Raw genomic sequence first — 24,404 nt, forward strand, 5'->3', positions numbered from 1 at the left:
CGGCCCCCTGTGCCGCCCCAACCCGCCCACAGGGCTGGGGCGGTGCGGAGGACCGGACAAGCCCCGGCCCCCAACCCTGCAAGGAGTGTTCGTGAACCTCTCCACCTCCACCGCGCGCACCTTCGGCGCGAACCTGCTCGACAGCATGGGCGTGGTCGGCGGCGTGGTCGTCGGCGCCACGGTCGGGCGCATCGCACACGCCCACACCACCGACCGGCACGGCTTCGCCAGCCGCCTCGCCGCCGGTGTCGCCGCCGGCCTGGCGGCCGCGATCGTCACCGACAGCCTGCTGAACACCGCCACCGGCACCTGGCGCAGCACCCTGAACGGCACCGCCCCCCAAGCCCCGGCCACGAGCTACGACCAGGCCCGGCCCCGGATCGCGGCACAGGCCGCCACCGACGCCGCACACAAGGCCAAGTCCCGCTGGTACTGGAGCGACCTGCGCACCCCCGCACCGAGCGACGCGCTGTGGCACGGCTACGAGGACGGCACCGCCACCTACTACCTGGCCCCCGGCCTGTACCTGCGCTACCAGCCCGACCACCGCAATCTCGGCATCAAACGGTCAGTGGGCTGGACGGAGCAGTACAGCCTGGAGACCGGCGAGGGCACCACGGTCCTGACCGGACCGGCCCACCTGCTGGAACTGCTGGACTCCCGCCACACGATGCCCGTTCCGGCAGCCGAGCGTGCCGAGCGGCTCGCCCGCATCGTCGATGCGGCCCTCGCCGAACAGCCCGAGGACAACCTGACGTGCGCGAGCGTCACCGGCGAGGCCATCCAGAGGCAGGCGGCCGCTCACGACATCGTCGACGTCTCGTACAAGGAGGCCGTCGACCTCATCGACGAGCGCCTGCACCAGCTCAGGGTCCGCCTCGAGCCCGGCAGCGCCGCCGACCAGGACCTGGAGGCGGGCGTGGACGCGCAGCAGACCGAGACCGACTCGGCCTCCACGGCAGTCACCGAGCCTGCGGCCTGAGACCGGCACGTCCTCGGATCACCGAGGCGATCCCGCGTTCTGACGGATCCCTGTGCCGCCCCAACCCGCCGCAGGGCTGGGGCGGCGCGGAGGACCGGGCAGCCGGCCCGTTCCCCGGACACACCCAGGAGACCTTGTGACCGACATCCTCGAAGCGGCCGTCGTTCCAGCGCTGGACGACGCCTCCCCGCTGGCCCGCCTGTTCGCGATGGTCAGCGAACTCGACACCTACACCGAGGCCGAGCAGCGCGACGACGCCGAAACCGCCGCCGCCCACCACGTCTACAACCAGTACGGCGCGACCATCGGTCAGGTCCTGGACGGCGACGACGACTGGACCGGCCAGATCGCCGTGAAGGACAACCGGCTGGAGGCGAGCGCGGTCGCCTGGCTGGAGGGCGGCCTGTGGCTGCACCACACCCTCCACATCAGCGAGGACGACGATGCCCGCGGCGTCCTCACCCTGATCGCGCCCTGCTCCTGCGGCTCCGGCTACATCGACTTCCAGCTGGAGAACGAGGAAGACCTGCTGGAGATCCTCACCGACCTGCGCCGCACCGGGGGCCGCGTACCGCACCAGCACGACGACGACTGCGCCAGCGTCCCCGACCCGCACGCGCCCACCACGAAGTAACTGCCCGGGGGCGGCCGCCGCATCCGACCAGAACGCTCACGGCCGCCCCCGGCTTCTCCCGCACCCAACCAGTCAGATGAGGAGCACCTCCAGCATGACCGATCACAGCACCCGAGCCACCCGTTTCGCCGCCGCTTACGCTCTGCTGCGCATGGCCGCGGATCTGGGCGACCACTGGTTCCAGTCCGACCACCAGGCCGTCACCAAGGGCCAGCACGACGAGAACGACGGCCAGTCCAGCCGGGCCGGCCGCCTCGCCTGCACCGCACACGTGGCCACCTACACCGCCACCCAGGCCGCCGTTTTGTACGCCGGCTCCCGCGTCCTCGGTCTGCGCCTGAAGCCCGGCCGGGTCGCCGCGGCGCTCGCCCTGTCCGCCGGCACCCACTGGTGGGCCGACCGGCGCATCCACCTCAAGGCGGTCGCGGACGCCACCGGCAAGGGCAACCTCTACACCCTGGGCGGCCCGATGGGCGGCGCGTACGCCCTGGACCAGGCGTTCCACCACGCCGTGGAAACCGTCGCGGCCGCCATCGCGGCCTCCGAGTGAGCCCCGCCGACCGTCCCGCGCCCACCCAGCGCCTCGTTCCTGCAGGGGGCCCGCCCATGAACTACCTCGACCTCGACTTCCCCGACCCGTGCGTCGTCGTCCTCATCGGCCCGGCCGGCTCGGGCAAGTCCAGCCTGGCCAGCACCTGGGAGCCCACCCAGGTCCTCAGCCTCGACCACTACAGGGCCCTGGTCTCGGACTCCGCCGGCGACCAGTCCGCCACCGGCGACGCCGTCTTCGCCCTCCTCCGCGTCCTCGAGGCCCGCCTGCGCCGCGGGCTGACCTCTGTCATCGACGCCACCTCCACCAACTCCGACGACCGCGCCACGCTCCTGGCCACGGCCCGCCGCTACGGGTTTCCCACCGCCGCCGTGATCGTGCCCACGCCGCTGGAGGTGTGCCTGGCACGCAACGCCGCCCGCACCGGCGACCGTCACGTTCCCGAGGACGCCATCCGCGCCCAGCACCAGGCGATGATCTCCACCGCGTCCCCCGCCCGCCTGCGACAGGAAGGCTTCGACTACGCCGAATTCGCCCCCAGTCTCCAGCGCCTGAACCGGCTCGGCGTGCTGCTGCGTCGCGTCAGCGACACCCGCAGGCGAGAACTCGGCCTGGACGGCAGCGACAGCCTCGGCGACGACGAACGCCTCCTGCGCCGCTTCTTCGGCCCCGAGATCGCCCACCTGGCCACCTGGAAAGACGGCTCCGGCCTCGTCACCGGCGAAGACCGCGTCGTCGTCCTGGAAGTCGCCGGCGACTACCGCACCCTGGCCTTCCGGCGCGACGCCGACGGCGAGGGCAACTACGGCTTCGACGTCCTGGTGCCCTGCCCAACCGACGCCGACGCCGACGGCGAAGACGAGCGGTGCGGCGGCCCGGCCTGGCTGCCCGCCTACAGCGCCACCGACCTCCTGCGCGCCTACGAGGGCCAGCACAAGATCTGCGACGGTCTGGTCTGCGAAGGCTGCGGCTACGAGAGCGAGACCGACCACGAGGCCGCCGACTGGGAGGCCGGAGCCGACCAGGACGACGACCCCGAGGGCCGCGCCGACCTGCAGACGCAATACGTGGAGGCGGTGCGGCCATGACCACGACCCCCATCGAACCGCCCCTGGATCCGGTCGAACGCCTCGCCGTCACCCTGCGCGCGGGACTCGGGGACGTGTGGGAGCCGACCATGGGCCCCGGTGCTCCGGCCGCGATCCTCACGAACGCGGCCGCGGGCCGGTCCGTCGGCGCCGACCCCGACCCGGAGACGTGCCGCATCACCCTCCAGGCGTGGATCGACGGCGGCGACGGGACCACGCCGGCCGCGATCTACACCGCGGACATCTCCGGGCACCGCGACCTCGCCCACTGGCTGTCCTGCGGCAACCTCACCGAACCCGCCGTGGTGATGGCACAGACCCTGCGTCTGCTGCTCGCCCAACTCCCCTCCCACCCCGACTCGCAGGACGGGAGCGGCACATGAGCACCACCCGGGCCTCGTCCCCCAACACGGCAGAACAGGGCTTGGACCACGCGGTCTTCCGATGCGGCCGGTGCGGCGCCGACCGCACGGTCACCACGGAGGCCGACTACCTCAAGGCCGTCGGCGCCCACCGCGACGCGCACGCCGTCTGGGACCGCCTCAACTCGATCGAACGCGACGGCCTCGCCTCGATCCTGCGCGTGGTCCTGGCCGACCCCGACCTCGGCCTGGAATTCCTCGCCCTGGCCGACCACCAGGGCCGGCTCGCCACGCACCCCGCCCGCCCCTCCGAACCGCACGACTCACAGGAAGGAGGCGCCGCGTGAGCCTCATCGGCAAGGACGAAGGCATCGAGCACGGCAGCATGCGCGGCTTCCGCCAGCACACCCGACGGAAGGTCCCCGCGACCGAAGCGTGCGGCTGCCTGCAGGCCAAGAGAGAGCACGAAGCCGCCAAATCCGAGGCGCGGCAGTCCGGTCTCGCACCCCACGCCGCCGGGCAGCACAAATGGAACGGCGGGAAGTACACCGCCGGCACCTCCCGCCCGGAGGCGAACACCGCCCTACGGGCCGCCTGCCCCACCGACAGCTGCGGCCAGGAGGCCGCCAGCCGCTCCCCCCAACAGCGCGGCTGGGTCCGCATCCACGTCACCGGATCGACCGAGCCCACCCGCGACTACTGCTCCGGATCCTGCGCGACGTACGGCATCGCACTCGCCGAACTCCGCATGGACAGCGCCGCCTGAGCTGACGGCCGCCCGTGCCGCCCCAACCCGCGTGCCGGGCTGGGGCGGTGCGGAGGACCGGACAGACCCGCCCGGCCCTGCGCTGCCCCCCGGAGAGGAGAACCACCCACGTGACCGTTCTTCAACTTGCCCCCGCCCGCCAGGACCGGGACGACCACCCGCACCACGACGAAGGCACCAGTCCGGTGCCGATCGTCGCCCTGCACCAGCGGGTGCAGGCCTTCGACCTGGCCCAGCGCGAGCAGGAGCGCGACGAGGAACACGCCTTCCAGGCCGTGCTCCACGCCGACGCCGTGCTCACCGGCACCTTCCCCGACACCCTCGACACCGTGGTGCAGGCCATGTCCTGGACCGGGAACCCGCCCGTGCCGGACCGGCAGCTGATGGCCTCCGCCGTTACCTACCTCGGCTCCGCCGACGGGCAGCGCGGCTGGTGGCTCCACTACACCCGCCGCGAGGAAGGCGTCGGCGAGGACGGCGACCTGGCCCACGTCCTCACCCTCATCGCCCCCTGCTCCTGCGGCACCTACCTCGCCGTGGAACTGGCCGACGAAGACCACCTGATCGTCCTGCTGGACGAACTCGACACCGCCCCCGGCGCACCCGTCGACTGCGACTACCGCCTGCGGATCCGCGCCAGCAGCTACGCCGACCCCGCGCACTCCAGCATCGAGCCGCCCTTCTGAACCCACCCCGGGACGGCCGCCCTTCGGCCTGAGAAACCAGCCGGCCGTCCCGGGCCACACCAACCCGCCCGCAGGCGAGAGGAGCACCCTCATCATGCCGTTTCGACCCCGCCCCGCTCACTCCCCCACCCGCAAAGCCCGCCAGGCCGCGGCCGCCACCATGCGCGCCATCGGCCTGGGACGCCGCCGCCCCCTGCCCCGTCGCGGTCCCAGCTTCCTGTGCGGACCCTGCAACGTCGCCTGGGCCGGCGCGGAAGCCGACTGCTTCTCCTGCGGCCTGCCCGCCACCCAGGAGCACAGCCACCCCGGCGCCGCCCTCCAGATCCTGCTGACCGTTGTCGGCCGCACCCCCGTCTTCAAGTCGGACCAGCCGGAGGAGTCCCGGTGACCGTCACCATCGCGGACGCCTACGACGCCCGCCTCTACGCCCGGGCCCGTCACGAGGCCGAACCCACCGGCGCACTCTTCACCGCTCCCCAACGGCCGGCGCCGCTCACGGCCGAGCAGCAGCGCCTGAACTTCGAAATGCTCGGGCAGGGCATCAGCTCCCGCCACCAGGCCGCACCCACGGAACCAGCACTCACCGCGATCCGCGCGCTCACCATCCAACCGCCCTGGTCGGACCTGATCGCCCTCGTGAACGAGGCGATCGCCAAGCGCATCGAGAACCGCGTGTGGACCACCAACTGGCGCGGCACCCTCCTCATCCACGGCGGCCTCACCATCGACAAGCGGGCCCTGGCCCTGCCAGCAGTACGCGAGGCACTGCCCGACGACTACGAGCCGGTGCCCGGACACGTCGTCGCCGTCGCCGACCTCGCACGCATCCACGCAGACGACGGCACATGCACCCGCTGGTCCGAGCCCGGCTGCTTCCACTGGGAACTCCGCAACATGCAGCCCCTGCAGAAACCGGTCCACGCCACCGGCTCGCAGCGCCTGTGGAAGCCCAGCCACCTGCTCCTGGACCAGATCACGACCGCCAACCCGGCACTCACGACGCGGCTCACCGGATAGCACCCGCCCCACCCGCACTCCGGCCCGGCCGCCACCACGGCGGCCGGCTGCCAGCCCCCGCCAGATCCGCCCACCCGATCACCGACGAGACAGGACCCGTTCGTGAAGTTCACCGTGGACCACGCCGACCTCGCCGCCGCCGTCAGCTACGCCGCCCGCAGCCTCCCCGCCCGGCCGCCCGCCCCCGTCCTCGCCGGGCTCCTCCTGCACGCCGGCACCGGCACCCTGCGCGTCAGCAGCTTCGACTACGACACCTCCGCCGACACCGTCGTCCCCGCCGCCGTCACCGAGGACGGGCGCGCCGTCATCTCCGGACGGCTCCTGGCCGACATCGTCGCCCGCGTCCGCGGCATCGTTGACCTCGAACTCACCGGCCCCCGCCTGGTACTGCGCGCCGGGTCTGCACGCTTCACCCTGCCCACCCTGCCCCTGGAGGAGTACCCGGCGCTGCCCGAGGCCGGCCCGACCTCCGGCACGCTGCCCGGCCCGGCCTTCGCCGAAGCTGTCGCCCAAGTCGCCTGTGCAGTCGGCAAGGACGACACGCTGCCCGTCCTCACCGGCATCCAGCTCCGCCACCACCAAGAGGACAGCACCATCACCCTGGCCGCCACCGACCGCTACCGGTTCGCCCTCCGCACCATCGCCTGGAAGAACTGCGACCTCACCGCCGACCGCACCGCGCTCGCGCCCGGAAAGCCCTTCCTCGACGCCGTCAAAGCCGCCGACGACGACACCACCATCGACCTCGCCCTCCCCGACGCCTCCGGGTCCAACGGCCTGTTCACGCTGCGCACCGACCACAGCACCACCACGCTCCGCGGCCTGGAAGGCGACCTGCCCAAGTACCAGAGCCTGTTCCCCAGCGAGTTCAACCACACCGCCACCGTGGAGATCGCCGCGCTCAAGGACGCCGTCCAACGCGTCGCCCTGGTCGCCACCAAGGAATCCCCGCTCAGGCTCACCTTCGCCGCCGACAACACGCTCGTCCTCGAGGCCGGCACCAGCGACGAAGCCCAAGCCGTCGACAACGTCGACACCAACCTCGACGGCGACGAACTCACCGTGGCCTTCAACCCCAGCTTCCTCCTCGACGGCCTGAACGCCCTCACCGCCGAATCCGTCGACTTCCACTTCACCACCAGCACGAAGCCCGCCGTCCTGCGTGGCCACGGCAGCGACGACCAGGCATTGCGCTACCTCCTCATGCCGATCCGCCTCACCAACTGAAAACCACCGACCAGGCACTTCTCCGGCACCACCCCGGGGCCTGCGGGGCGGCCGTCGACACGACTCCGGCCGCCCCGCAGCACCACCGGCTCCAGCCGACGCCACCAGTGCCCTGTTTCTGACCCCAACACGAGACCAGGAGAGCCACCATGAGCGAGATCACCGCGACCATCCCCGCCGGAATGCGCTGCTGGTCAGCGAGCTGGCCGGAGTACACGCCCGCGGACATCACGCCGCCTGAGCTGCGGCCGTCGGCTCTGGCCCGGTGCGTGCCCGGCTGGGCTGAGGGGGCTCCCGCTCCGACCGACGTACAGGACTGGCCCCAGCGACAGGCTGACGCGCTGGTGCCGTTCGAACTGGACGAACGGGGCTGGCCCCTGCACCCGCAGGGCCGCACCGGCCGAACCGGCCGCAACCTCGGCCGCTGGGGAGAGAACCAGGCTGCCGACCCGATCGTCGTCGCAGGCAGCGGCCAGGAGCGCCGGATACTGCTGATCACCCGGGACGACATTCACGTGGAGGCGATCCCGGGCGGCATGGTCGACCTCGGCGAGACCGCCCCGGCAGCCCTCGTCCGCGAGCTCCGTGAAGAGACCGGCGTCGATCTCTCCGACCACCGCCCGATCATCCTCGGCCAGGACCTCGTGGACGACTGGCGCAACTCGGATAACGCCTGGGTCGCATCCACCAGCGCGCTCTACCAACTGCCCGCCACCGTGACCGCGATCGCGGCCGACGACGCCCTCGACGCCAACTGGTACCCCTTCGGCTCGCTCGGCCAGCTCGACGCCGCGATCACCGCCGCCGGACGCACCCTCTACGCCGCGCACAAGCCGCTCCTACAGCGCGCCCTCGACCACCTCGCCCAGTAACCCACCCAACCCAGCAGAGCTCACCGTCACCGACAACTGACACCCGCCGCCGATTCGGGGGCGGGGTTCAGGCGCTCACCCTCGAAGGAGCACCCTCTTCATGACGAACAGCACCACCACCCCAACTCACCCGCCTGCGTACCCGCATGTTGGCCACGGCGTACAGCAACGCCGACTTCTGGATCCAGCGCACGACCTTCCTCACCGACCAGGCCGTAGCCGCGCTCGCCCGCCGCGACCCCGCCGCGGCCGAAGCCCTCGCCGCCTCGCTGATGAGCACGGAGCCCCTCCACGACACCCAGATCCTGGGCGCCGCAGTGGAAGCCGGAATCGACACCAGCACGTGGGAGCAGCGCCGCGAGAAGATCCGGACCTACGCCCGCGACGCCTACGAACTGTCCCCGAAGTCCGACCCGGACACCGAGGCCAAGCGGATCTGGGCGTCGCTCTACGACAACTACCCGCAGATCGCGGCCGCCCTGGCCGCCTTCCTCCGCGAGATGCCGGCCACCTGGCACGAGGACCTGTTCACCACCAGCCCCCACTCCCCCGCAGCCCGCCGGACGGCCTCGGAGCTCCCCGGACCGGATACCGCACCGTACGACCCGCTGTACTGGGAAGACTGCCCGGCCTGCGCCGAAGCACAGGACCAGTGCCGCTACCACCGCGGCGTCTTCGCCGGCATGGAGTACCAGCGCGACCTGATCAACACGGCCCTGACCGATCACGCGGCCATCGACCAGCTCCAGCAGCGCCACGCCGAACTCGAGACAAAAGCTGCCCAGTCGGCCGCCGCCGACGCGAGCACGCCCACCACCTAGCGAAGCCCGGGGCGGCCGCAGGCCTCCGAGCACGGCCGCCCTATCGCCCCGCCACACACCTACGGAAGGACCGCTGTGCCCCGCCAGACCGTCACCACCACCCGCCCGCCGATCGTCGCGTTGTGCGGGTCGACCCGGCACTGGGACGCACTCGCCGAAGCCAACCTCTACGAGACCGCCGCCGGCCGCATCGTCCTCGCCCCCGGCTGCAACATGAAGCAGCCGCACCCGCTGTGGGAGGACCCGGACCGGGCCGACCGGCTCAAGCAGCAACTGGACGAACTGCACCGCCGAAAGATCGACCTGGCCGACGAAGTCCTCATCGTCAACCCCGGCGGCTACATCGGTGAGAGCACCAGCCGTGAGATCGACTACGCCCGCAGCCTCGGCAAGTCCATCCGCTACACCCACCCCGTGGACGGCGGGGGCGGTCGTGGCTGACAGCACGTCGATCGAATGGACCGACAGCACCTGGAATCCTGACGGCTGTACCAAGGTCAGCCCCGGCTGCGACAACTGCTACGCGGAAACCTTCGCCGAACGGTGGCGCGGCACCGCCGGCCACCACTTCGAGAACCTCATGTCTCAGAACACAGAGATCACCCACGCGTCTCTGGACGCTCTGTCTCAGGACTACAACACGACCCATCACTTCCGAAAGCTCTTGGTGGCGACCGGCGTCCTGCCGGAGCGAAACGAGAATCTCGCCCGCCTGGAACTGTGGTCTACCGGTGTTCTGGCGCGCCTTCCACAGCATCAGATGAAGATCATCCGTCCGTTCGCTGAGTGGCACATCATCCGCGACGCACGACGCCGGTCATCCCGCGGCCGATACACCGTCGGCGCCGCCACCAGCGATCGCAAGGACATCCGTGCCGCGATCGACTTCCTGAACTGGCTCGATGAGAACCAACTCGACCTGGCCGCGGCCGGCCAGGAGGACCTGGACCTCTGGCTCACCACTCACCCCACACGCCGAAGGTCCATCGGATCCTTCATCCGATGGACCAGGTCCCGACGACTCACCAACAAGATGGCCATCACGGCAGAGAGAGCTGGCCTCCCAACCCGGTTCATCACCGAAACCGCACTGAACGAACAACTGAAGCGCTGCCTGAATGACGACCAACTGCCGCTCGACGTTCGCATCGCAGGTGGGCTGGTCGGGCTCTATGCCCTGCCCGTCGTTCGCCTGGTCGAACTGACCACCGACAAGTTCGAACGCACTGGGGACGACACCTACCTCACCATCGAACGGAACCCCGTCCTGCTGCCGCCCAAGCTGGCACTACTCATCGAGGAACAGATCACACGACCGACGGTCCGCTCTATGCTCCGGCCGCCACAGGACGGTCGCCCCACCTACCTGCTTCCGGGCTCCCCCGCCCACCGTCCGATCACGGCGCAGAGGATCGTGAACAAGCTGCGGGAACACGGCCTGGAAGTCATCAGCGCCCGCAATACCGCCATGCTCGAAGCCGTGGCCGACCTTCCACCCATCGTGATCAGTGACCTCTTCGGCGTCAGCGCTACCAGCGCCCACAGGTGGGCTCGGTTCGCCCAGGACAGCTGGACGGACTACCTCGCTGCTTGCACGAACGACGACGCAGATCCGCCGGAGGGATCTTGATGGCCTACCTGGACACCGTGGACCACCTGAACGACCTGACCAACCGCCACGCGGTGGTGGCCGAGCATCAGCTGGGCGGCAGCACGCTCAAGGTGCTCACCGAGCGTGGCTGGGAGGACTACCTGCGGGCCGCTGGCTACTCGGCCGTCCGGGCGGGTCGCCCGCTCTGTACACGGTGTTGGCCGCCGACGATGTCCGCGCCCTGCCCGGCCCCCTGCAAACCCAGCTCGCCCGCGTCGGCCCGCCCGGACCGAACCCGCCCGTGGCGTTCCTGCCTTTGACCTCTGCACTGTTGTTCCGCTCATCGGTTGATCACAATGGTCCGTCTGCCCCACTTTGGTTGATCGCGTCGGCGACGGCCTGGCCGGTGGTGGGCTTGGTGAGGTAGAAGCCGGGGCGATGGGGGTGGGCTCCGTTGTCGACGGTGTAGGTGCTGTCGAATCGGGCCGTGGGTGGGCGGTTTACGTCGAAGACAGCGGTCAGGTGGGGGCGGGCGGCGACGATGTCGTCGCGGTCGGCCAGGTTGACCCAGCGGGTCAGACAAGATGGGAAGGCTGGGGGCTGCTGGAGTCGGCGGTTGACGGCCTCCAGTCCGAGGGGACTGCCGAGGGTGATCAGAAGGGGCAGCGGTTGCTGGTGAGTGCGGATGGCTTCATAGGCGACGACCGAGCCGAGGCTGTGGCCGATGACGACCCGGGTGTCGACGTCGAGGTGCTGGTGGACCTGGCCGATGGCATGGGCGCGGATGTCGGGTTCGGTGAGGTAGCGCACGACCTGGGCGAGGGTCTTGTTGATGCGGGTGAGTCCGGCCAGGCCGGCTTGGCTGAGCCACGGGATGTGGTCGAGCGCTTCGATGATGCGGCCGCCTACGGCGCCGATTCCTTGAGGATCTGCGCGGTCGCGCTGCAGTGCCTGCACCTCAAGCCGGGCGCTGCCGGCGTCTTTCGGCCGGGTGGAGCTCAGAGCGTTGGTCAGCCATTCGAAGGCGATCTCGTCGGCCGACTCCAGCTGTTCGGCGCTGAGCTCGGTATCGGAACCTTGCTGATCTGGGGTGAGGAAGAGGTTGCCGTAGAAGGCCATGCGAGCAAGCCGCGGAACGTCGGGGCGGATGGGCCATAGTTGGTCGGCCAATGCTGGGTGCTGGGCGTTACCCACGCCGCCGGCGAGGGAGAGCAGCCACTCATCTTCCAGTTCGATGGCGGACCGCTGTTCCTGGGCGATGCCGTGGACCAGCACAATCAGGGCCATGGTCGGTCCTACCTTTCGTTACTCGGAGCTGCAGATCGGGCGGTTTAGAGTAAGTGTGGAGATATGTCCATCCAGCGGGCATCCCGACGAGCCCTGGTGATCGGATCACAGAGTGCGGCACTAGGAACTTTGCGGTTTCTGCCCAAGGCCGCCCAGGATCTGGCTGATCTCCTCACCGACCCGCGGTTGGGTGACTGCGACAGCGCGCTGGAGTCGGGGCCTCTACTCGTGGACCCCTCGCGCGACGAGATGATCACGGCGCTCAAGGACGCGTTCCGGGCCGCCGACGAGACCGGATCGACCCTGGTGCTGGCCATGATCGGCCACGGGATCGCGATCGACGAGGATTTCTACTTCCTGCCGCGCAACGGCGGCGGCCGGGGCGATCCCGACGAGGACGTGTTCCTGTCGCACTGGCTCAAGACCGAGCTGAGGAAGGCGGCCAACCTGGACGGGCTGCTGGTGCTGCTCGACACCTGCCATGCGGGGGTGGGCGCGGCCCAGGCCGCCGCGTGGCGGGAGGTGGGCCTGGGGCGCCATCGGCGCCGCTACGAGTTGCTGACGGCCAGCGCCGACCGGCCCGCCTACGGCGGCAAGGTCACCAGGACCCTGATCGACGTGCTGCGCCGCGGGATACCGTCGGCTGGCACCACGGTCGACTCCCGCTACCTGGGCGATCCGTTGCAGGAAGCAGCCGGGGACCAGTACCCCCAGCGCATCACCCACGACGGCGGCGGCTGGGCACAGACTGGCGACGAGGGCCTGTGGTGGGCCCACAACGCTGCCCATGACGTGACCGCCGAGGGATCCGGCGCCCGCGCCACGGTCAGGGACCGCATTATCGAACTGACCGCTCACCTGCAGCCCACCCCGGTGCTCAGCGAGCTGATCCATGCAACCGCCGGCACGGCGCGGGTGGCCCTCGTCGGCCCACGGGGCAGCGGCAAATCCACCCTCGCTGCCGCCCTGGCCCGAACCGAAGCCACCCAAGGGAAGGTCCCGGACCACTTCGTGCAGGCGATCGCGTTCGCCTCCCGTACCAGCACCCTCGCCGATCTCGCCGGAACACTCGCCGCCCAGCTCGCCGAGTCGGTGCCCGGATTCACCGATGCTGGCCACCGCTACCTGCGCCGACTTACCTCTCACGAGCGGCAAAGCCTCAACGCCCTGTACCAGCACGTGATCGGCCCGCTGAAGCTGGTCGACCCGCCACCCGCCGTGCGGCTGGTGATCGACGCGCTCGACGAGCTGCCCACCGCCACCCGCAGCAGCACGCTGCACGCTCTGGGTACGGCGGATGTCGGGCTGCACCTGGTGGTCACCGCCCGGCCAGACTCTCCACGCCCCGCGGGCAGCCACCTCCTCAGCGCCGAACGGGTCAGCGACGACACCATTACCGCATACCTGCGCGACCGCGGCGTCGCCCAGGAGCACCACCCGGCCCTGGTTCGCCAGGCCGCAGGCAACTGGCTCCACGCCCGCCTGCTCGCCGACCGTGCACTGCGGCCCGGCTTCGACCCGGCCGCAGTTCCCGATGACATTCGCCTGACCCTCACCGCGCTCTACGACGACGAGCTCCTCGCCGCTGGCGCCGACGACCCGGCCGTCTGGCAGGAAGGGCTACGGCCGGTCCTCGGCGTGCTCGCCGTGGCCAGCGCTGGCCCCGTCCTGCCGTTGCCCCTGCTCGTCGCTGCCACCCGACACCTGAGTGGCCCCGCTACCACCACCCAAGTGCGTGACGCACTCGTCCGCCTTTCCGGCCTGCTCGCCCGAACCCAACCGGGTCAGCCAACCGAACATGTCGGCCTGTTCCACGCCAGCCTTGCTGAGGACTACCTGCTGCGCCCCAGCGACGGTCAGTTCACCATCGAACCAGCCGAGTACCACGCTGCCATCGTCAAAGCCATCAACGACCTCGCCCCCCTCCAGACCCACAACCTCACTGACCCCCTGCACCGTTACGCCCTCCGAGCCGAAGCCCACCACCGCTGGCACGCTTCTCAGGACAGCGGCGCCGTTATCGAGAGCCTCCTCAATCGCTCCGCCGGGTCTGCTGCGGACGAGCGGGATAAATGGCAGCCCTGGCCTACCTTCCTTGCCGCAGATCTTGCTCCCGGTCCGGAGCACCCGCATGCTTGCTCCGCTCGATTCCATTTGGCCCGATGGACGGGGGAGGCGGGGGATCCGGTGGCCGCCCGCGACCAGTTCGCCGACCTGCTGCCAGTGGAGAGGAAGCTTGGTCCGGAGCGCCGCAACACGCTCATCATTCGATTGGAACTGGCCTCGTGGAGTGGGAAAGCGGGGGATCCGGTGGCCGCTCGCGACCAGCTTGCCGAGCTGCTGCCAGTGTGGGAGAAGGTGTCCGGTCCGGAGGACCAGGCCACCATCCACACCCGATCCGGCCTGGCGTACTGGACGGGGGAAGCGGGGGATCCGGTGGCCGCCCGCGACCAGCTTGCCGAGCTGCTGCCAGTGTGCGAGAAGGTGCTCGGCCCCGAGCACCGCACCACCGTCACCGTTCGATGCAACCTGGCCCGCTGTACTGGGTTGGCGGGGGATCCGGTGGCGGCCCGCGACCAGTTCGCCGAAGTGCTCCCGATGGATGCGATGAAGCACGGTCCGGAACACCCCGACACCCTTATCGACCGATCCAACCTGGCCCGATGGACGGGGGAGGCGGGGGATCCGGTGGCCGCTCGTGACCAGTTTGCCGAGTTGCTGCCGGTGTGCGAGAAGGTGTTCGGTCCAGAGCACCCCGACACTCTTATTGACAGAGACCGCCTCGCCCATTGGACGGGGGAGGCGGGGGATCCGGTGGCCGCTCGTGACCAGTTTGCCGAGCTGCTGCCGGTGTGCGAGAAGGTGCTCGGCCCGGAGCACCCCAGTGCCCTCACCACCCGGGCGAACCTCGCCTACTGGACCGAGGCGGCGGAATCTTCATAGGCCCTGTTGCCAATGACCGCCGCAGCTGCCGTCCCGGCTGCGACTGCCGCAACTGACCTTCCACCGATGCAGCGTGGGGAACAAGAGCAGGTCTGGGGAACAGCTTCACCGAATAGCGCAGGGTTGGAACACCGCCTCTTCCCCAGTCCGCCCACGGAGCCCGGGGCAGTCCCGGTCACCGCCATGCGGCACCCCGCTGCCCTGGCAACCGCCGCCGGCCTCCCCGACCCCGACCAGGGGGCGCCCGCCACCTGGGCACCCTGACGCACACGACTGAGCACGCAGAAGGGCCCGTACTCCCCGCGAAGAAGCGCTGCGGGGGAGTACGGGCCCTTCTGCGTTGCATGCCTCTGAAGGTCAGATCGCGCATCCCGGCCGCGGCATCACACGCCGTAATCGTTCGGATGGGCGGCCTGGGACTCCGAGCCGCACGCGGGAGTCAAGGGCCACCATGAGGCCCCTGGCGGCCCTGCCCCATTACGGAATAGCTTGCGGTCGTCTCGGGCCCGCCAGCTGCCGGCCATTACGGCGTAATAGTTCTGACGCCCCAACAGGTGATGCAAACTAACGCGTCGATGACGCAAAGGGTCTACGACGTTAGTAAGGTGTCCCGCATGAGTTCGCCAGCCACCTCCAGCGACCGCGAGAAGGTCGTCTCCAAGCTGCCGGGATGGCTCCGGCAGAACCTTAAGATCAGAGCTGCTCAACACGGCCTCGAGATTCAGGCCGCAGTCGAACAAGGCATCCGAGACTGGTGCAACCTCGCGTCCGCCACCGCAACCGTCGACACGGCGGGCGCCGACTCCTTCTCAACCCTGCTCCCGCTCGGCCAGTGGGAGGAGTTCCGCGAAGTCGCCACAGACCGCGGTGTCTCCTTCATCCAAGGCCTGGCCCAGTCCGTCCAGCTGTGGCTCGATGCCAACCCAGCACCCAACGTCGCACGCCCCGAGGTCACTCGGCGTATCATCGTCTGTAACCAGAAGGGCGGCGTCGGCAAGACGGCGATCACGGCCGGTCTCGGTGAGGCACTCGCTGAAGACCCCAACGCCCTACACGCCGTTAGGGTCGCCAAGGCGCTCACCAAGGCCCTGCGCGCGAGCGACGCCCACTCCGATGACGCACTGGCGAACGACGCGCTCGACATCGAGAATCTCCCAGGCCTCGGCCTGCGCGTCCTGCTCGTCGACTTCGATCCGCAGTGCCACCTCACCAACCAACTCGGGGCCGCGCCTCTGCCGATGAACGGCGACAGCCTCACCAACCACATGGCCGGAGACCCCAAGGGCGACCTCCGCGACCTCATCGTCACCATCAGCGACACCGCCTTTGGCGGGCGCCTCCATCTGCTGCCCGCCTGTAACGATGCCTTCCTCCTCGACGTGCGCCTATCCGCTGTGCGAGCCCGTGAAGCCGCCTTGGAACGCGCGCTCGCCCCGCTTGAGGCTGACTACGACGTGATCCTCGTGGACTGCCCGCCCAGCCTCGGGCTCAGCATGGATGCCGCTGCCTACTACAGCCGCCGTCGCGACAGCGAAAGGCCAGGACAGTCTGGCGCCCTGATCGTCGTGCAGGCAGAGGACAGCTCTGCCGACGCCTACGAACTGCTCACCACACAGATTGACGACCTGCGCGGAGACCTGCTGGTCGACATCGACTACCTCGGCATCGTCGTCAACCTCTACGACTCCCGCCGCGGTTTCATCGCCACCTCCTCCCTACAGGGGTGGGTCGACATAAAGGATCCTCGGGTCGTCGGCCTCATTGGCGATCTCAAAGAACAGAAAGAAGCAGTTCGGATGAAGCAACCCCTGCTGTCATACGCCCCCAAGTCACAGCAGGCGATCGGCATGCGCGCTCTGGCCCGGGAGATCGCATGAGCAAGGCAGACCAACTGGGCGCAGGCCGATTTGGCGGGGGAGTACGCCCTATCAGTGCACGCCGGCAGGCAGTCGCCGCCGCCACCGGAGTCCCCACCGACGGCGCTGCCACACCCACCGAACTCCCCCCGCACCGCATCAGCCTCAACCCCGACAACCCCCGCTCCACCCTCGGCGATCTCACCGACCTCGCAGGCAGCTTGTCGACACACGGCCAGAAGCAGGCGATTACGGTCATGAACCGCGACGCTTACATCAAGGCCAATCCCGACCGCGAAGCCGACCTCGAACGCGACACCACCCACGTCGTCATCGACGGCAGCAGCCGTCTCGCGGCCGCCCGCGACGCGCAACTCACGACCGTCAAGATCATGGTCAGCGACGACCAAGGCACCACCTCCGAGGAAATCCTCGAATCCGCCCTCGTCGCCAACATCCACCGCCAAGACCTCGAAGAACTCGATGAAGCCCGAGCCCTTCTGCGTCTGCTGGCCATCCACGGCAGCCAGACCGCCCTCGCCAAGCGGCTCCACCGCTCCCAGGGCTGGGTGTCACAACGCCTGGCCCTCCTCAACCTCACTCCTGAACTCCAAGCACGTATCGGCAAAGAGCCCATCGACCTGCTGCGCGCTGTGGGCAACAAGCCAGCTGCAGAGCAGGAAGCAGCACTTGCAGAGCTGAAGGAGCAACGGACGCGCAAGGAAGCAGCCAAGCGAGAGCGCTCTAAGAAGCCAGGGACGGCCGAGACGTCTGCCGCGCACGACACCAAGAAGCTCGACGGCCATTACGGCGTAATAGATGACGGTGGTTCGAACGAAGCGCCTGCGGCAGGCCAGGCCAAACCCGTTGCAGACGTGCCAGGCAACGCAGGGCACCCGCCGCGCCATGACAATCCCGCGACAGACCAGCGTGGACAGAGCGAGCCAGAACAGGGAGAAGCGAACGGGCAGTCTGCCCCAGAACCACGCCCCCACAACGACACCCCATCCGGGGATGACCAGACCGTTGGCAAGCAGCCCAAGCGATTCCCGTACGAGGACGGCCAGATGGCCGCGATGTACCTGATCCACAGGATGCCGCCGGCCGAGTTCAACAAGATGCTGCAGCTGCTTCTCCAGCACAAGGACAGCCAGGCCGTGTCTGCCGGTTAACCACGAGCCCTGGCCTAAGGGGTTTGCTGTTCCGCCGATCAAAAGGGCGGGCCTCCCAAAACTGGGAAGCCCGCCCTCGGCTGCGCCCGTGCCTTGATCACGGGCCGGTGAGGATGCCATGGCTGCCAATTCGCCGCCAGACGATGTGAGGGACGCCTGGAACTATGGGCCGGCCGTAAGACCACGTGGCGCGGCCGTTGCCGTCCCAGGTGAGTTCGAAGACGCCGGGCGCGCGCCGTACGCCCTTCACGCGAAGGCTGGCGCGGAAGGGGCCGCCCGTGCGGAGGTCGTTGACGAAGGCGTTGACGGCCTGGCGGAAGGCGTGGCGCTGTTCGGGGGTGAGGCGGTGGTGGTCGGCGGTGAAACGAGGCAGGGCTTCGTACGTCGGCACGTCGGTCCTCCAGGAAGCACGAAGCCCCCGGGGTTGCCGGGGGCGATGGTGTGTCTGGCTCGGGGTGAAGGGAGTCGGTGACGTGGTGCGGGGTGGGGCGTCGTCGGCCAGTGGGTGGGGGAGCGGCACGAGGGTGTGCGCTCTTTGCCGATGGAGGCGGTTGTTGTCGTTTGTTGGTGTGTCTGAGGCGTAGGCGGTCGCTCGTCGCGCAGCATTTGCATGGCCCGTCCGGCGGGCACGGGAGTGCGTTCGTCGCCCGCCGCGCGGGAGCGGCCGTGAAGGTTCGCTGAAGTCTCCCGCCTCACGGGATCGGGTCTTTTCCGCAGGTCAGAGCTGGTGTTCCCTGCTGGGATGCTCAGTGTTGCGAAGGTTCAAAGGCGGAACGCGTGGCGGTACTTCGTGCGGGGTGTGGCCTTCGGCGACGGTCGCCGTCCGGCCCGCCAGGCGTTGAAGGACGCCCAGGAGATGGCCGGGCTCCCGCCCGGGGTGTGGGTGGGGCTGGGGCTCGCTGCTCTCGGTCTCACCGCGGGTTCGGTCGTGACGGAGCGGCAGCTGGAGCTGATGTTCGGCGAGCTCCGGCACCCGGACGCCGACCGCATGGAGCGCAAGCGCCTGGACGACGGCGCCAGCCCGGAGACGGCGCGGCGGGAGACCGTCCTCGGGCAGCCGATCGAAGAGATCGAGCAGCGCGGGCAGACCCCGTTGCTCGCTGTCGAGTTCGTCTTCCGGGCGCAGGCGTCCCTGATCGTGCTGTGGGCGCTGGGTGACGACCACACCCGGCAGGTCATCGAGCGGGCGCATGAGCGGGCCGTCACCACCGTGCTGCGCTGGCTGGAGGATGAGGTCGCGGAGACCCGGTGGTCCTCCGGCCGCCAGCGCGCCAAGGCCCCTGCCCTGGTCGTTGCCGCGTTCTGTCACTTCGACAACCGCGACGGATTCCCCCTGCTCCAAGAGCACTGCCTGATCCTGAACCGGGTACAGCGCCCGGACGGCTCCTGGTACGCGATAGACACGGTCCGCCTCTACCATCACGTGGTGGCGGCCGGGACGCTGTACACGCTCACCATGACCACCGAAGTGTGCGAGGGACTGGGTGGCGACCGTGCCGCGCGAGGTGACGCCGGGCCTGCGCCCGGTCATGGAGATAGCCGGCGTGGACCAGGAGCTCATCGACTGGTCCTCCACCCGCCGCCGGCGGATCGAGGACGAACTGGAGGGCCTCACCGCCCAGTACGTCGCCAGGCACGGACGGCTGCCCGACGAACGTGCCCGCCACGGACTCGGCTGGTGGGCGGCGCAGGAGACCCGCCCGGACAAGAAGACCCCGCGCCCCCTGGCTCAGCTGCTGGCGTGGTGGCGCGCGTCCGCGCTCCTGCGCTTTGGCAAGCAGATGGTCGACGGGCTGCTGGAGCGGTGCCGGGCGGCCGGTGCGGCGATCCGGGCCCGGGTGCGCCCGCAGGTGGACACCGCGCTCGCCGCCGTCGACGTCGCCGCGATCGTCTTCACCGTGCGCCGCACCTTCGCCCGCCGCCACGTCCTGGCCGAAGCCCGCCGACACCTGCTGGAGACCCTGCGCGGCCGCGCATTCGAGCCGGGCCTGGACGACTCCATCGCCGACCTGGCCCTGACCTGCCACAGCCGTCAGGTCACGGTGCCTCAGAAGGGCCGGCGGGCCCCGTCACCGGACCAGCTCACCTACACGGCCGACTTCGCCTGGCCTCACCGGTGGTGGATCGCCGGGACCGACGGCAAACCGCCCCGGGAATCGAGCAGGTATGAGCGGGCCCGGGTTGCCAGCCTCGCTCTGCAGAACGCGATCCGTGACGTCCGCACCGCACACGCGGCGCGGGATGAAGCCCCTGCCGCGACCGCATCGGCCACAGGGCACGCCGACGACCACAATTACGATCAGGAGGCGGCCGCGCCACACGCCGTCGACCACCCGGACCGGGACGCCGCACTCACCCCGGCGCAGCGGGCCGCCGCTGTCCAGGCCCACCAGCAGGCCGCGATGCCCGAGCTGCTGGAGGGCCGCACGACCGACCCGGAGACGTGGATGCACACCCCGGAGAACCTCGCCCGGCTCGCCGTCCTCAAGCTCGAGATCGACGCCCGTGGACGCGCCGTCGCCGAACAGCAGCTCAAGCACTCCGAGCAGCCGGAGCAGCCGGCCACGGACGCGGTCGGTCACGCAGACCAGCAGCAGCACCAGAACCGCAACTCGCAGGGGAGAGGGGGCGGCCTCGAGCGTTGAAGGAGGACAGACCGGCCAGCAGACGGAGGTGGTGCGGCGCCGACGTGCTGGTCAAGGCCCGAAATTCGGTCGGGGAAAAGCGTTTTGCCGCCAACGATCAGTAATCGACCCTTCGCACGGAGCGGTTCGGGCTACTTGTGGGCTGGGACGTTCGGGTCTGAAGGGGAGGGCTGGCCGGATGGTTCTGACGATCAATGTGGCGGTGCTGCTGGCGGTCATCATCGTCATGCGGCTGCGGCGGCGTACGCAGGCCCGCAGCCGCAACGACGAGCAGCTGACCGTCGTCATCGTGTTGGTCTTCGGCGTGCTGATCGCCCCCACCGCGTTCGGCCAGACCGTCTTCGACGTCGTCGGCCAACTCGCGCGGGGCGTCACACAGTCGGGCAGCCCCTGAACTCTGTGAACCTCGCCCGTCCAACGGCACCGTCCCTGCCCGCCCTGCGGGACGGGGGACGAAGTCGCCGGGCCAGATGCCGGGACGCGACCGGCGGGCGGGCCCCGGCATCTGGCGGGCGGCGGCGAGGGTACGGGGAGAGACCAGCCGAAGCCTGGAGGCCCCAATGGTTGATCCGATCCCGCCGCTCTCCCCGGAACGTCTGGCGCGACTGAAGGAGCTCACCGCCGCGTCCCGGCTGAGGGTGGCGCTGCACCCGGCCCCGAAGCTGCCGCCGCGCAGCCGTCGCACCCGGCAGTACCCCAGCGGCAAGCCGAACCCGCCGTGGCAGCCCGTGCACCACCGCAGACACCGCCGGGGATGTACCGAACGCCGCGCGCACCGTGCCCGCCGATGAAACGCATCGCGCGCACCGAGGCGCACCACGATGAACTTCATCCTGCGCACCGGTGCGCGCACCGGCGATGACACTCACTCCCGGCCGCCGCACCGGTGCGCCTCACGGTGCGCCCCGGCGATGCCCACCGCACCGCGATGTACACACTCGCGGTGACGGTACGCAGGGATGGTGCGGCTGGTGCGTACCCCTTGTCGAGATGCGCCGCACCGGATGCGCACCCCCTTGTCGAGTGGAGAATCAACCCTTGTCGGGGTCGCAATCGGCGACGTTCTTCCTAGACCACATTCGCTACCGCCCGCATCGTCCCCTTATGTGTGCGCGATGCTGTGCACTGAGGGGAGAACTCTCCGTCCCTCACCTGCCCGTGAGTCCTTCACGCTGAGTGAACCGGTGCGCGGTGCGGTGCGTATCCCGCACCACGATGCGCACCGCCCGGCGGGAGTGCACGGCATCGTGCGCACCAGGTGCGGGAGTGAACCGCACCCGGTGCGCACCACCCGGCGGGATGCGCTGCATCGTGCACCACTTATCGCGCCGCGCGTACCCGGTACGCACCAGCGCCCTGCGGGCTCGGGTGTCCGGCGCGCGTGGCACACGGCCGTACGCGGCGCGGTGGTTCTATGCTCCGTTCGTGGGACAGACCCCGGCGCAGAAGGCCCCCAAGGCGGCGAGCGGGCAGCCGAAGAAGAGGCCCGGCAAGGCAGAGATCGAGGCGTTCAAGCGAGCGCAGTCGGCGAAGAAGAAGGCGGGCGGCGGGAAGCCGGCCGCGAAGAAGACCGCGGCGAAGAAGGCGGGGCCGCCGCCGCGCGGCTCGGTCCGGGCCGCCTACCCCGGCACCTGCCCGGCCTGCTTCAAGGACTACGACAAGGGCACGGTCATCACGAAGGTGGGGGAGAACTGGGGACACCCCGGCTGCGCTCCCCGCCAGCCGTCGGCCGCGGAGCGGGAGTTCGAGCGGAACAAGGCCAGGATCGAGAGCGGCGAGACCTTCCGCTCCCGTAAGCCCTCGGACTGGCGGCGCGGCGCCTCGGTCTCCAGCACCCGCCCCGCTCGCTGAACCGTCGGCCGGGCTGTGTGGCATCGGCCACGGACGAACCGTCCGGTCAAGGGGTGGTCAAGGGCCAAAACGGACACCGTCAGCGGGGGTGACCAGGTCACGGACAAGGTGTGATCCCGCAAGGTGGCATCTGTCCCGCACGCGCCGGATGCGCGTGGGACGGACGAACAGCCGCCCGCCCCGGCCCTGGTGCCGGAGAAACGCGAGGACACCGTGCCCACGCCGCCCGTGCCCGGCCCCACCGCTCCTTCCCGCCGCCGCGTCCGTCCGGGATCCTGGAGCCTCGCCCGCCGCCAGGACCTCGCCGTCCGGCCAGGCCTCGCACGCCGTCCCAGGTGCGCGGCAAGCCCTGGTGAGCTCCTGCTGCCGGCGCTTGCGGTCCCACTGCCGATGCCACTTCCGTGCCCAGCTCCCACGCACCTTGCGTTTCCGCAGGTCACCACGGGTTTCCGGAACTGCTCCGGATCGTCACAACCCTCTTCTCTACTCCTGAACCTGAAGGAATTGCCGGTGGTGGAGGAGATCATCGGGTTCGGGGGCCCGGTGCCCTCTGCGGCCGGGGGCCGGCGCCCGGCCGGTGGCCGGACGCGGACGGCGGGAGGGCGGGCCTGATGGCGGGCAGGCGCAAGGCGAACGAGGCGGGATCGTCGAACGGACTGCGCGCGGATGTGCTGTGCGTGCTCGGGGTGCTCAAGGCCGCGACCGCCGACCAGATCCAGCGGCTGGCCGCGCCGCACCTGACCTACCGGCACACGACGAAGAAGACACCGGCCGCGCGGAAAGAAGCACGTACCGCCTCCCACCGCGGCGCGGCGAACGATCTGCGCCGCCACGGCCTGGCCGTCGACGGCGGCCGTACCCGGGGCGGAGAAGAGGTCCGGCTGCTCACCGCGGCCGGGCTGGCCGCCGCCGCGATCGACCTGGACCGCGAGCCGGAAGAGATGGGCGGCATGCCCAAGAGCGCGGGCCGCTCCGGAGCCTCGCACCCGATGACGGTGAACGAGACGGTGATCGCGCTGATCCGCCCGAAGCCCGACCTCGACCGGCTCACCGAGCAGCCGGCCGAAGCACAGGCAGCCGCGCGGGCCGCCGTCGACGCACCCGACGGGATCGGCACCCTCACCTCCTACGCCACCGAGGTCGCGCTCCCCGTGAAGGGCACCTGGAAGAACCCCGCGATCGGCAGCGCCCGCGCCGACGTCGTCCTGACCGCGCCGGAAGCCGGGGTGCCGCTGCTGTTCATCGAGGCCGACAACTGCACCGAGGAAGCCGTCCTCATCGCCCGGAAGTTCGACAAGTACGCCCGGTTCTTCAAGAGGAAGGAGAAGGACACCGACGGCATCGAGAAACCGATGTGGCGCACCCGCTGGTCCGCACCCGAGACGAAAGGCAGTTACGAGCGGGTGCACCCGCCGGTGCTGCTCGTCTTCCACCAGGTCGGCAAACGCTCCCTGAAGAGCCAGATGACGAACGTCGCCGACCTCACCCGTCCGCACTGGCAGGGCCGCTGGGACCGCGACGGCTTCCACTCCTACGACGGCTGTATCCCGATCGTGGCGACCACACTGGAGCTGCTGCGCGAACACGGCCCGGCCGGGCCCGCGTTCTGGCGCTTCGGCCGCGACCACCGCGAGCCGCTGCTGGAAGCGATCGGCAACCCCCGCCGGGACACCGCCCTCGCCCGCCGCCACCAAACCGCCCGGGAACAGCAACGACGCCACGAGGAACGGCAAGCAGCAGAACGGGAAGCCCGGCGCCCCGAGTGCGCGGACTGCAGGAACAAGTTCACCGACGACCGATGGACGGCGGTCGACGTACGGGACTGGGGCCGGGGCCAGTCACACCCGCACTTGTGCGAGAACTGCCAGGGCAGGGCCGTCGCAGCCGTGCGGCGGGCCGAAGCCGATGAACGCGAGCGCCAGGATCAGGAGCGCCTCCGCCTGGAGGCGGAAGCCGAGCAGGCCGCGCGGAAGGCCGGAGGCTGGCTCGGACGCTGGCGCACCTGATCCGGGCAGACCGCCGCCACCGGCCACTCGGGCAAGCCCAAGACGTCC

The 24,404-nt window shown here is 70.0% G+C and carries 26 protein-coding genes and 1 pseudogene; 25 read left to right on the forward strand and 2 right to left on the reverse strand.

All coding sequences use genetic code 11. The features are described 5' to 3' along the window. Window positions 1-91 precede the first annotated feature (91 nt). From ACWCPF_RS37355 to ACWCPF_RS37430, 16 genes are all read left to right on the forward strand, one after another. Complete coding sequence (locus ACWCPF_RS37355; RefSeq protein ID WP_451049581.1) at window positions 92-982, forward strand: hypothetical protein; 891 nt, start codon at window positions 92-94, stop codon at window positions 980-982. 136 nt (window positions 983-1,118) lie between these two features. Beyond that, window positions 1,119-1,616, forward strand: a complete 498-nt coding sequence (locus ACWCPF_RS37360; RefSeq protein ID WP_451049582.1) for a hypothetical protein — start codon at window positions 1,119-1,121, stop codon at window positions 1,614-1,616. A 94-nt stretch (window positions 1,617-1,710) separates the two neighbouring features. Then, a complete protein-coding gene (locus ACWCPF_RS37365; RefSeq protein WP_451049583.1) occupies window positions 1,711-2,166 on the forward strand; it encodes a transcriptional regulator in 456 nt (151 codons plus the stop codon). Between the two features lie 56 nt (window positions 2,167-2,222). Continuing rightward, window positions 2,223-3,254, forward strand: a complete 1,032-nt coding sequence (locus tag ACWCPF_RS37370; protein ID WP_451049584.1) for an AAA family ATPase — start codon at window positions 2,223-2,225, stop codon at window positions 3,252-3,254. Next, window positions 3,251-3,637, forward strand: a complete 387-nt coding sequence (locus tag ACWCPF_RS37375; protein WP_451049585.1) for a hypothetical protein — start codon at window positions 3,251-3,253, stop codon at window positions 3,635-3,637. Before ACWCPF_RS37370 ends, ACWCPF_RS37375 begins: the two co-directional genes overlap by 4 nt. Beyond that, entirely contained in the window at window positions 3,634-3,963 is a 330-nt protein-coding gene (locus ACWCPF_RS37380) for a hypothetical protein (RefSeq protein ID WP_451049586.1), read from the forward strand. The genes ACWCPF_RS37375 and ACWCPF_RS37380 overlap by 4 nt, the downstream gene beginning before the upstream one ends. Further along, window positions 3,960-4,382 (forward strand): hypothetical protein, encoded by a 423-nt coding sequence (locus ACWCPF_RS37385; protein ID WP_451049587.1) that lies wholly within the window; start codon window positions 3,960-3,962, stop codon window positions 4,380-4,382. The genes ACWCPF_RS37380 and ACWCPF_RS37385 overlap by 4 nt, the downstream gene beginning before the upstream one ends. Window positions 4,383-4,492: 110 nt before the next feature. Continuing rightward, window positions 4,493-5,068 carry a hypothetical protein gene (locus ACWCPF_RS37390; RefSeq protein ID WP_451049588.1) on the forward strand — a complete coding sequence of 192 codons (576 nt, stop codon included), beginning with the start codon at window positions 4,493-4,495 and terminating at the stop codon, window positions 5,066-5,068. Window positions 5,069-5,162: 94 nt separating this feature from the next. Next, complete coding sequence (locus ACWCPF_RS37395) at window positions 5,163-5,456, forward strand: hypothetical protein (protein ID WP_451049589.1); 294 nt, start codon at window positions 5,163-5,165, stop codon at window positions 5,454-5,456. After that, complete coding sequence (locus ACWCPF_RS37400) at window positions 5,453-6,085, forward strand: hypothetical protein (protein WP_451049590.1); 633 nt, start codon at window positions 5,453-5,455, stop codon at window positions 6,083-6,085. Before ACWCPF_RS37395 ends, ACWCPF_RS37400 begins: the two co-directional genes overlap by 4 nt. A 102-nt stretch (window positions 6,086-6,187) precedes the next feature. After that, entirely contained in the window at window positions 6,188-7,312 is a 1,125-nt protein-coding gene (gene dnaN, locus ACWCPF_RS37405; RefSeq protein ID WP_451049591.1) for a DNA polymerase III subunit beta, read from the forward strand. 149 nt (window positions 7,313-7,461) lie between these two features. Further along, complete coding sequence (locus tag ACWCPF_RS37410) at window positions 7,462-8,184, forward strand: NUDIX domain-containing protein (protein ID WP_451049592.1); 723 nt, start codon at window positions 7,462-7,464, stop codon at window positions 8,182-8,184. Between the two features lie 146 nt (window positions 8,185-8,330). After that, window positions 8,331-9,005, forward strand: a complete 675-nt coding sequence (locus tag ACWCPF_RS37415; protein ID WP_451049593.1) for a hypothetical protein — start codon at window positions 8,331-8,333, stop codon at window positions 9,003-9,005. Window positions 9,006-9,080: 75 nt separating this feature from the next. After that, window positions 9,081-9,446, forward strand: coding sequence for a hypothetical protein (locus ACWCPF_RS37420; protein ID WP_451049594.1), 366 nt, complete (start codon window positions 9,081-9,083; stop codon window positions 9,444-9,446). Next, window positions 9,439-10,635, forward strand: coding sequence for a DUF5131 family protein (locus ACWCPF_RS37425; protein ID WP_451049595.1), 1,197 nt, complete (start codon window positions 9,439-9,441; stop codon window positions 10,633-10,635). The genes ACWCPF_RS37420 and ACWCPF_RS37425 overlap by 8 nt, the downstream gene beginning before the upstream one ends. After that, on the forward strand, window positions 10,635-10,916 hold the full coding sequence (locus tag ACWCPF_RS37430) for a hypothetical protein (RefSeq protein ID WP_451049596.1): 282 nt from the start codon (window positions 10,635-10,637) through the stop codon (window positions 10,914-10,916). The genes ACWCPF_RS37425 and ACWCPF_RS37430 overlap by 1 nt, the downstream gene beginning before the upstream one ends. 31 nt (window positions 10,917-10,947) lie before the next feature. Here the strand turns inward: ACWCPF_RS37430 and ACWCPF_RS37435 are convergent, their stop codons facing one another. Beyond that, the gene (locus ACWCPF_RS37435) at window positions 10,948-11,883 is read right to left on the reverse strand and encodes an alpha/beta fold hydrolase (protein WP_451049597.1); all 936 of its coding nucleotides are present in this window, start codon (window positions 11,881-11,883) and stop codon (window positions 10,948-10,950) included. A 129-nt stretch (window positions 11,884-12,012) separates the two neighbouring features. On the opposite strand from ACWCPF_RS37435, the gene ACWCPF_RS37440 reads away from it, so the two are divergent. The 3 genes from ACWCPF_RS37440 to ACWCPF_RS37450 all read left to right on the forward strand — a co-directional run bounded on the left by ACWCPF_RS37440 (window position 12,013) and on the right by ACWCPF_RS37450 (window position 17,854). After that, window positions 12,013-14,826 carry a tetratricopeptide repeat protein gene (locus ACWCPF_RS37440; protein ID WP_451049598.1) on the forward strand — a complete coding sequence of 938 codons (2,814 nt, stop codon included), beginning with the start codon at window positions 12,013-12,015 and terminating at the stop codon, window positions 14,824-14,826. Window positions 14,827-15,440: 614 nt separating this feature from the next. Continuing rightward, window positions 15,441-16,703, forward strand: a complete 1,263-nt coding sequence (locus tag ACWCPF_RS37445; RefSeq protein WP_451049599.1) for a ParA family protein — start codon at window positions 15,441-15,443, stop codon at window positions 16,701-16,703. Further along, complete coding sequence (locus ACWCPF_RS37450; protein WP_451049600.1) at window positions 16,700-17,854, forward strand: ParB/RepB/Spo0J family partition protein; 1,155 nt, start codon at window positions 16,700-16,702, stop codon at window positions 17,852-17,854. Before ACWCPF_RS37445 ends, ACWCPF_RS37450 begins: the two co-directional genes overlap by 4 nt. A 97-nt stretch (window positions 17,855-17,951) precedes the next feature. Here the strand turns inward: ACWCPF_RS37450 and ACWCPF_RS37455 are convergent, their stop codons facing one another. Further along, window positions 17,952-18,245 carry a hypothetical protein gene (locus ACWCPF_RS37455; protein ID WP_451049601.1) on the reverse strand — a complete coding sequence of 98 codons (294 nt, stop codon included), beginning with the start codon at window positions 18,243-18,245 and terminating at the stop codon, window positions 17,952-17,954. A gap of 351 nt (window positions 18,246-18,596) precedes the next feature. Here ACWCPF_RS37455 and mobF point away from each other — a divergent pair. The 6 genes and pseudogenes from mobF to ACWCPF_RS37485 form a co-directional block, all read left to right on the forward strand. Further along, window positions 18,597-19,286: pseudogene (mobF, locus tag ACWCPF_RS37460) on the forward strand (MobF family relaxase); the annotation flags it as partial. Window positions 19,287-19,338: 52 nt separating this feature from the next. Next, on the forward strand, window positions 19,339-20,499 hold the full coding sequence (locus ACWCPF_RS37465) for a relaxase domain-containing protein (protein ID WP_451049602.1): 1,161 nt from the start codon (window positions 19,339-19,341) through the stop codon (window positions 20,497-20,499). Window positions 20,500-20,677: 178 nt separating this feature from the next. Beyond that, window positions 20,678-20,893, forward strand: a complete 216-nt coding sequence (locus ACWCPF_RS37470; protein WP_055535516.1) for a hypothetical protein — start codon at window positions 20,678-20,680, stop codon at window positions 20,891-20,893. A 166-nt stretch (window positions 20,894-21,059) separates the two neighbouring features. Continuing rightward, window positions 21,060-21,290 (forward strand): hypothetical protein, encoded by a 231-nt coding sequence (locus ACWCPF_RS37475; RefSeq protein WP_451049603.1) that lies wholly within the window; start codon window positions 21,060-21,062, stop codon window positions 21,288-21,290. Window positions 21,291-21,924: 634 nt separating this feature from the next. Next, window positions 21,925-22,350 carry a hypothetical protein gene (locus tag ACWCPF_RS37480; protein ID WP_451049604.1) on the forward strand — a complete coding sequence of 142 codons (426 nt, stop codon included), beginning with the start codon at window positions 21,925-21,927 and terminating at the stop codon, window positions 22,348-22,350. A gap of 611 nt (window positions 22,351-22,961) precedes the next feature. Further along, window positions 22,962-24,356: a replication-relaxation family protein gene (locus ACWCPF_RS37485; protein ID WP_451049605.1), complete on the forward strand. Its 1,395-nt coding sequence runs from the start codon at window positions 22,962-22,964 to the stop codon at window positions 24,354-24,356. The last annotated feature ends 48 nt before the right edge of the window (window positions 24,357-24,404 follow it).

This window comes from Streptomyces sp. NPDC001858 (assembly GCF_053594615.1).

Excerpts from the sequence above, each read along its gene's own strand:
- ACWCPF_RS37365 (WP_451049583.1), top strand. The coding sequence starts at position 1,711 with ATGACCGATCACAGCACCCGAGCCACCCGTTTCGCCGCCGCTTACGCT.
- ACWCPF_RS37370 (WP_451049584.1), top strand. The coding sequence starts at position 2,223 with ATGAACTACCTCGACCTCGACTTCCCCGACCCGTGCGTCGTCGTCCTC.
- ACWCPF_RS37375 (WP_451049585.1), top strand. The coding sequence starts at position 3,251 with ATGACCACGACCCCCATCGAACCGCCCCTGGATCCGGTCGAACGCCTC.
- ACWCPF_RS37380 (WP_451049586.1), top strand. The coding sequence starts at position 3,634 with ATGAGCACCACCCGGGCCTCGTCCCCCAACACGGCAGAACAGGGCTTG.
- ACWCPF_RS37395 (WP_451049589.1), top strand. The coding sequence starts at position 5,163 with ATGCCGTTTCGACCCCGCCCCGCTCACTCCCCCACCCGCAAAGCCCGC.
- ACWCPF_RS37410 (WP_451049592.1), top strand. The coding sequence starts at position 7,462 with ATGAGCGAGATCACCGCGACCATCCCCGCCGGAATGCGCTGCTGGTCA.
- ACWCPF_RS37415 (WP_451049593.1), top strand. The coding sequence starts at position 8,331 with ATGTTGGCCACGGCGTACAGCAACGCCGACTTCTGGATCCAGCGCACG.
- ACWCPF_RS37430 (WP_451049596.1), top strand. The coding sequence starts at position 10,635 with ATGGCCTACCTGGACACCGTGGACCACCTGAACGACCTGACCAACCGC.
- ACWCPF_RS37435 (WP_451049597.1), bottom strand. The coding sequence starts at position 11,883 with ATGGCCCTGATTGTGCTGGTCCACGGCATCGCCCAGGAACAGCGGTCC.
- ACWCPF_RS37445 (WP_451049599.1), top strand. The coding sequence starts at position 15,441 with ATGAGTTCGCCAGCCACCTCCAGCGACCGCGAGAAGGTCGTCTCCAAG.
- ACWCPF_RS37450 (WP_451049600.1), top strand. The coding sequence starts at position 16,700 with ATGAGCAAGGCAGACCAACTGGGCGCAGGCCGATTTGGCGGGGGAGTA.
- ACWCPF_RS37470 (WP_055535516.1), top strand. The coding sequence starts at position 20,678 with ATGGTTCTGACGATCAATGTGGCGGTGCTGCTGGCGGTCATCATCGTC.
- ACWCPF_RS37475 (WP_451049603.1), top strand. The coding sequence starts at position 21,060 with ATGGTTGATCCGATCCCGCCGCTCTCCCCGGAACGTCTGGCGCGACTG.
- ACWCPF_RS37485 (WP_451049605.1), top strand. The coding sequence starts at position 22,962 with ATGGCGGGCAGGCGCAAGGCGAACGAGGCGGGATCGTCGAACGGACTG.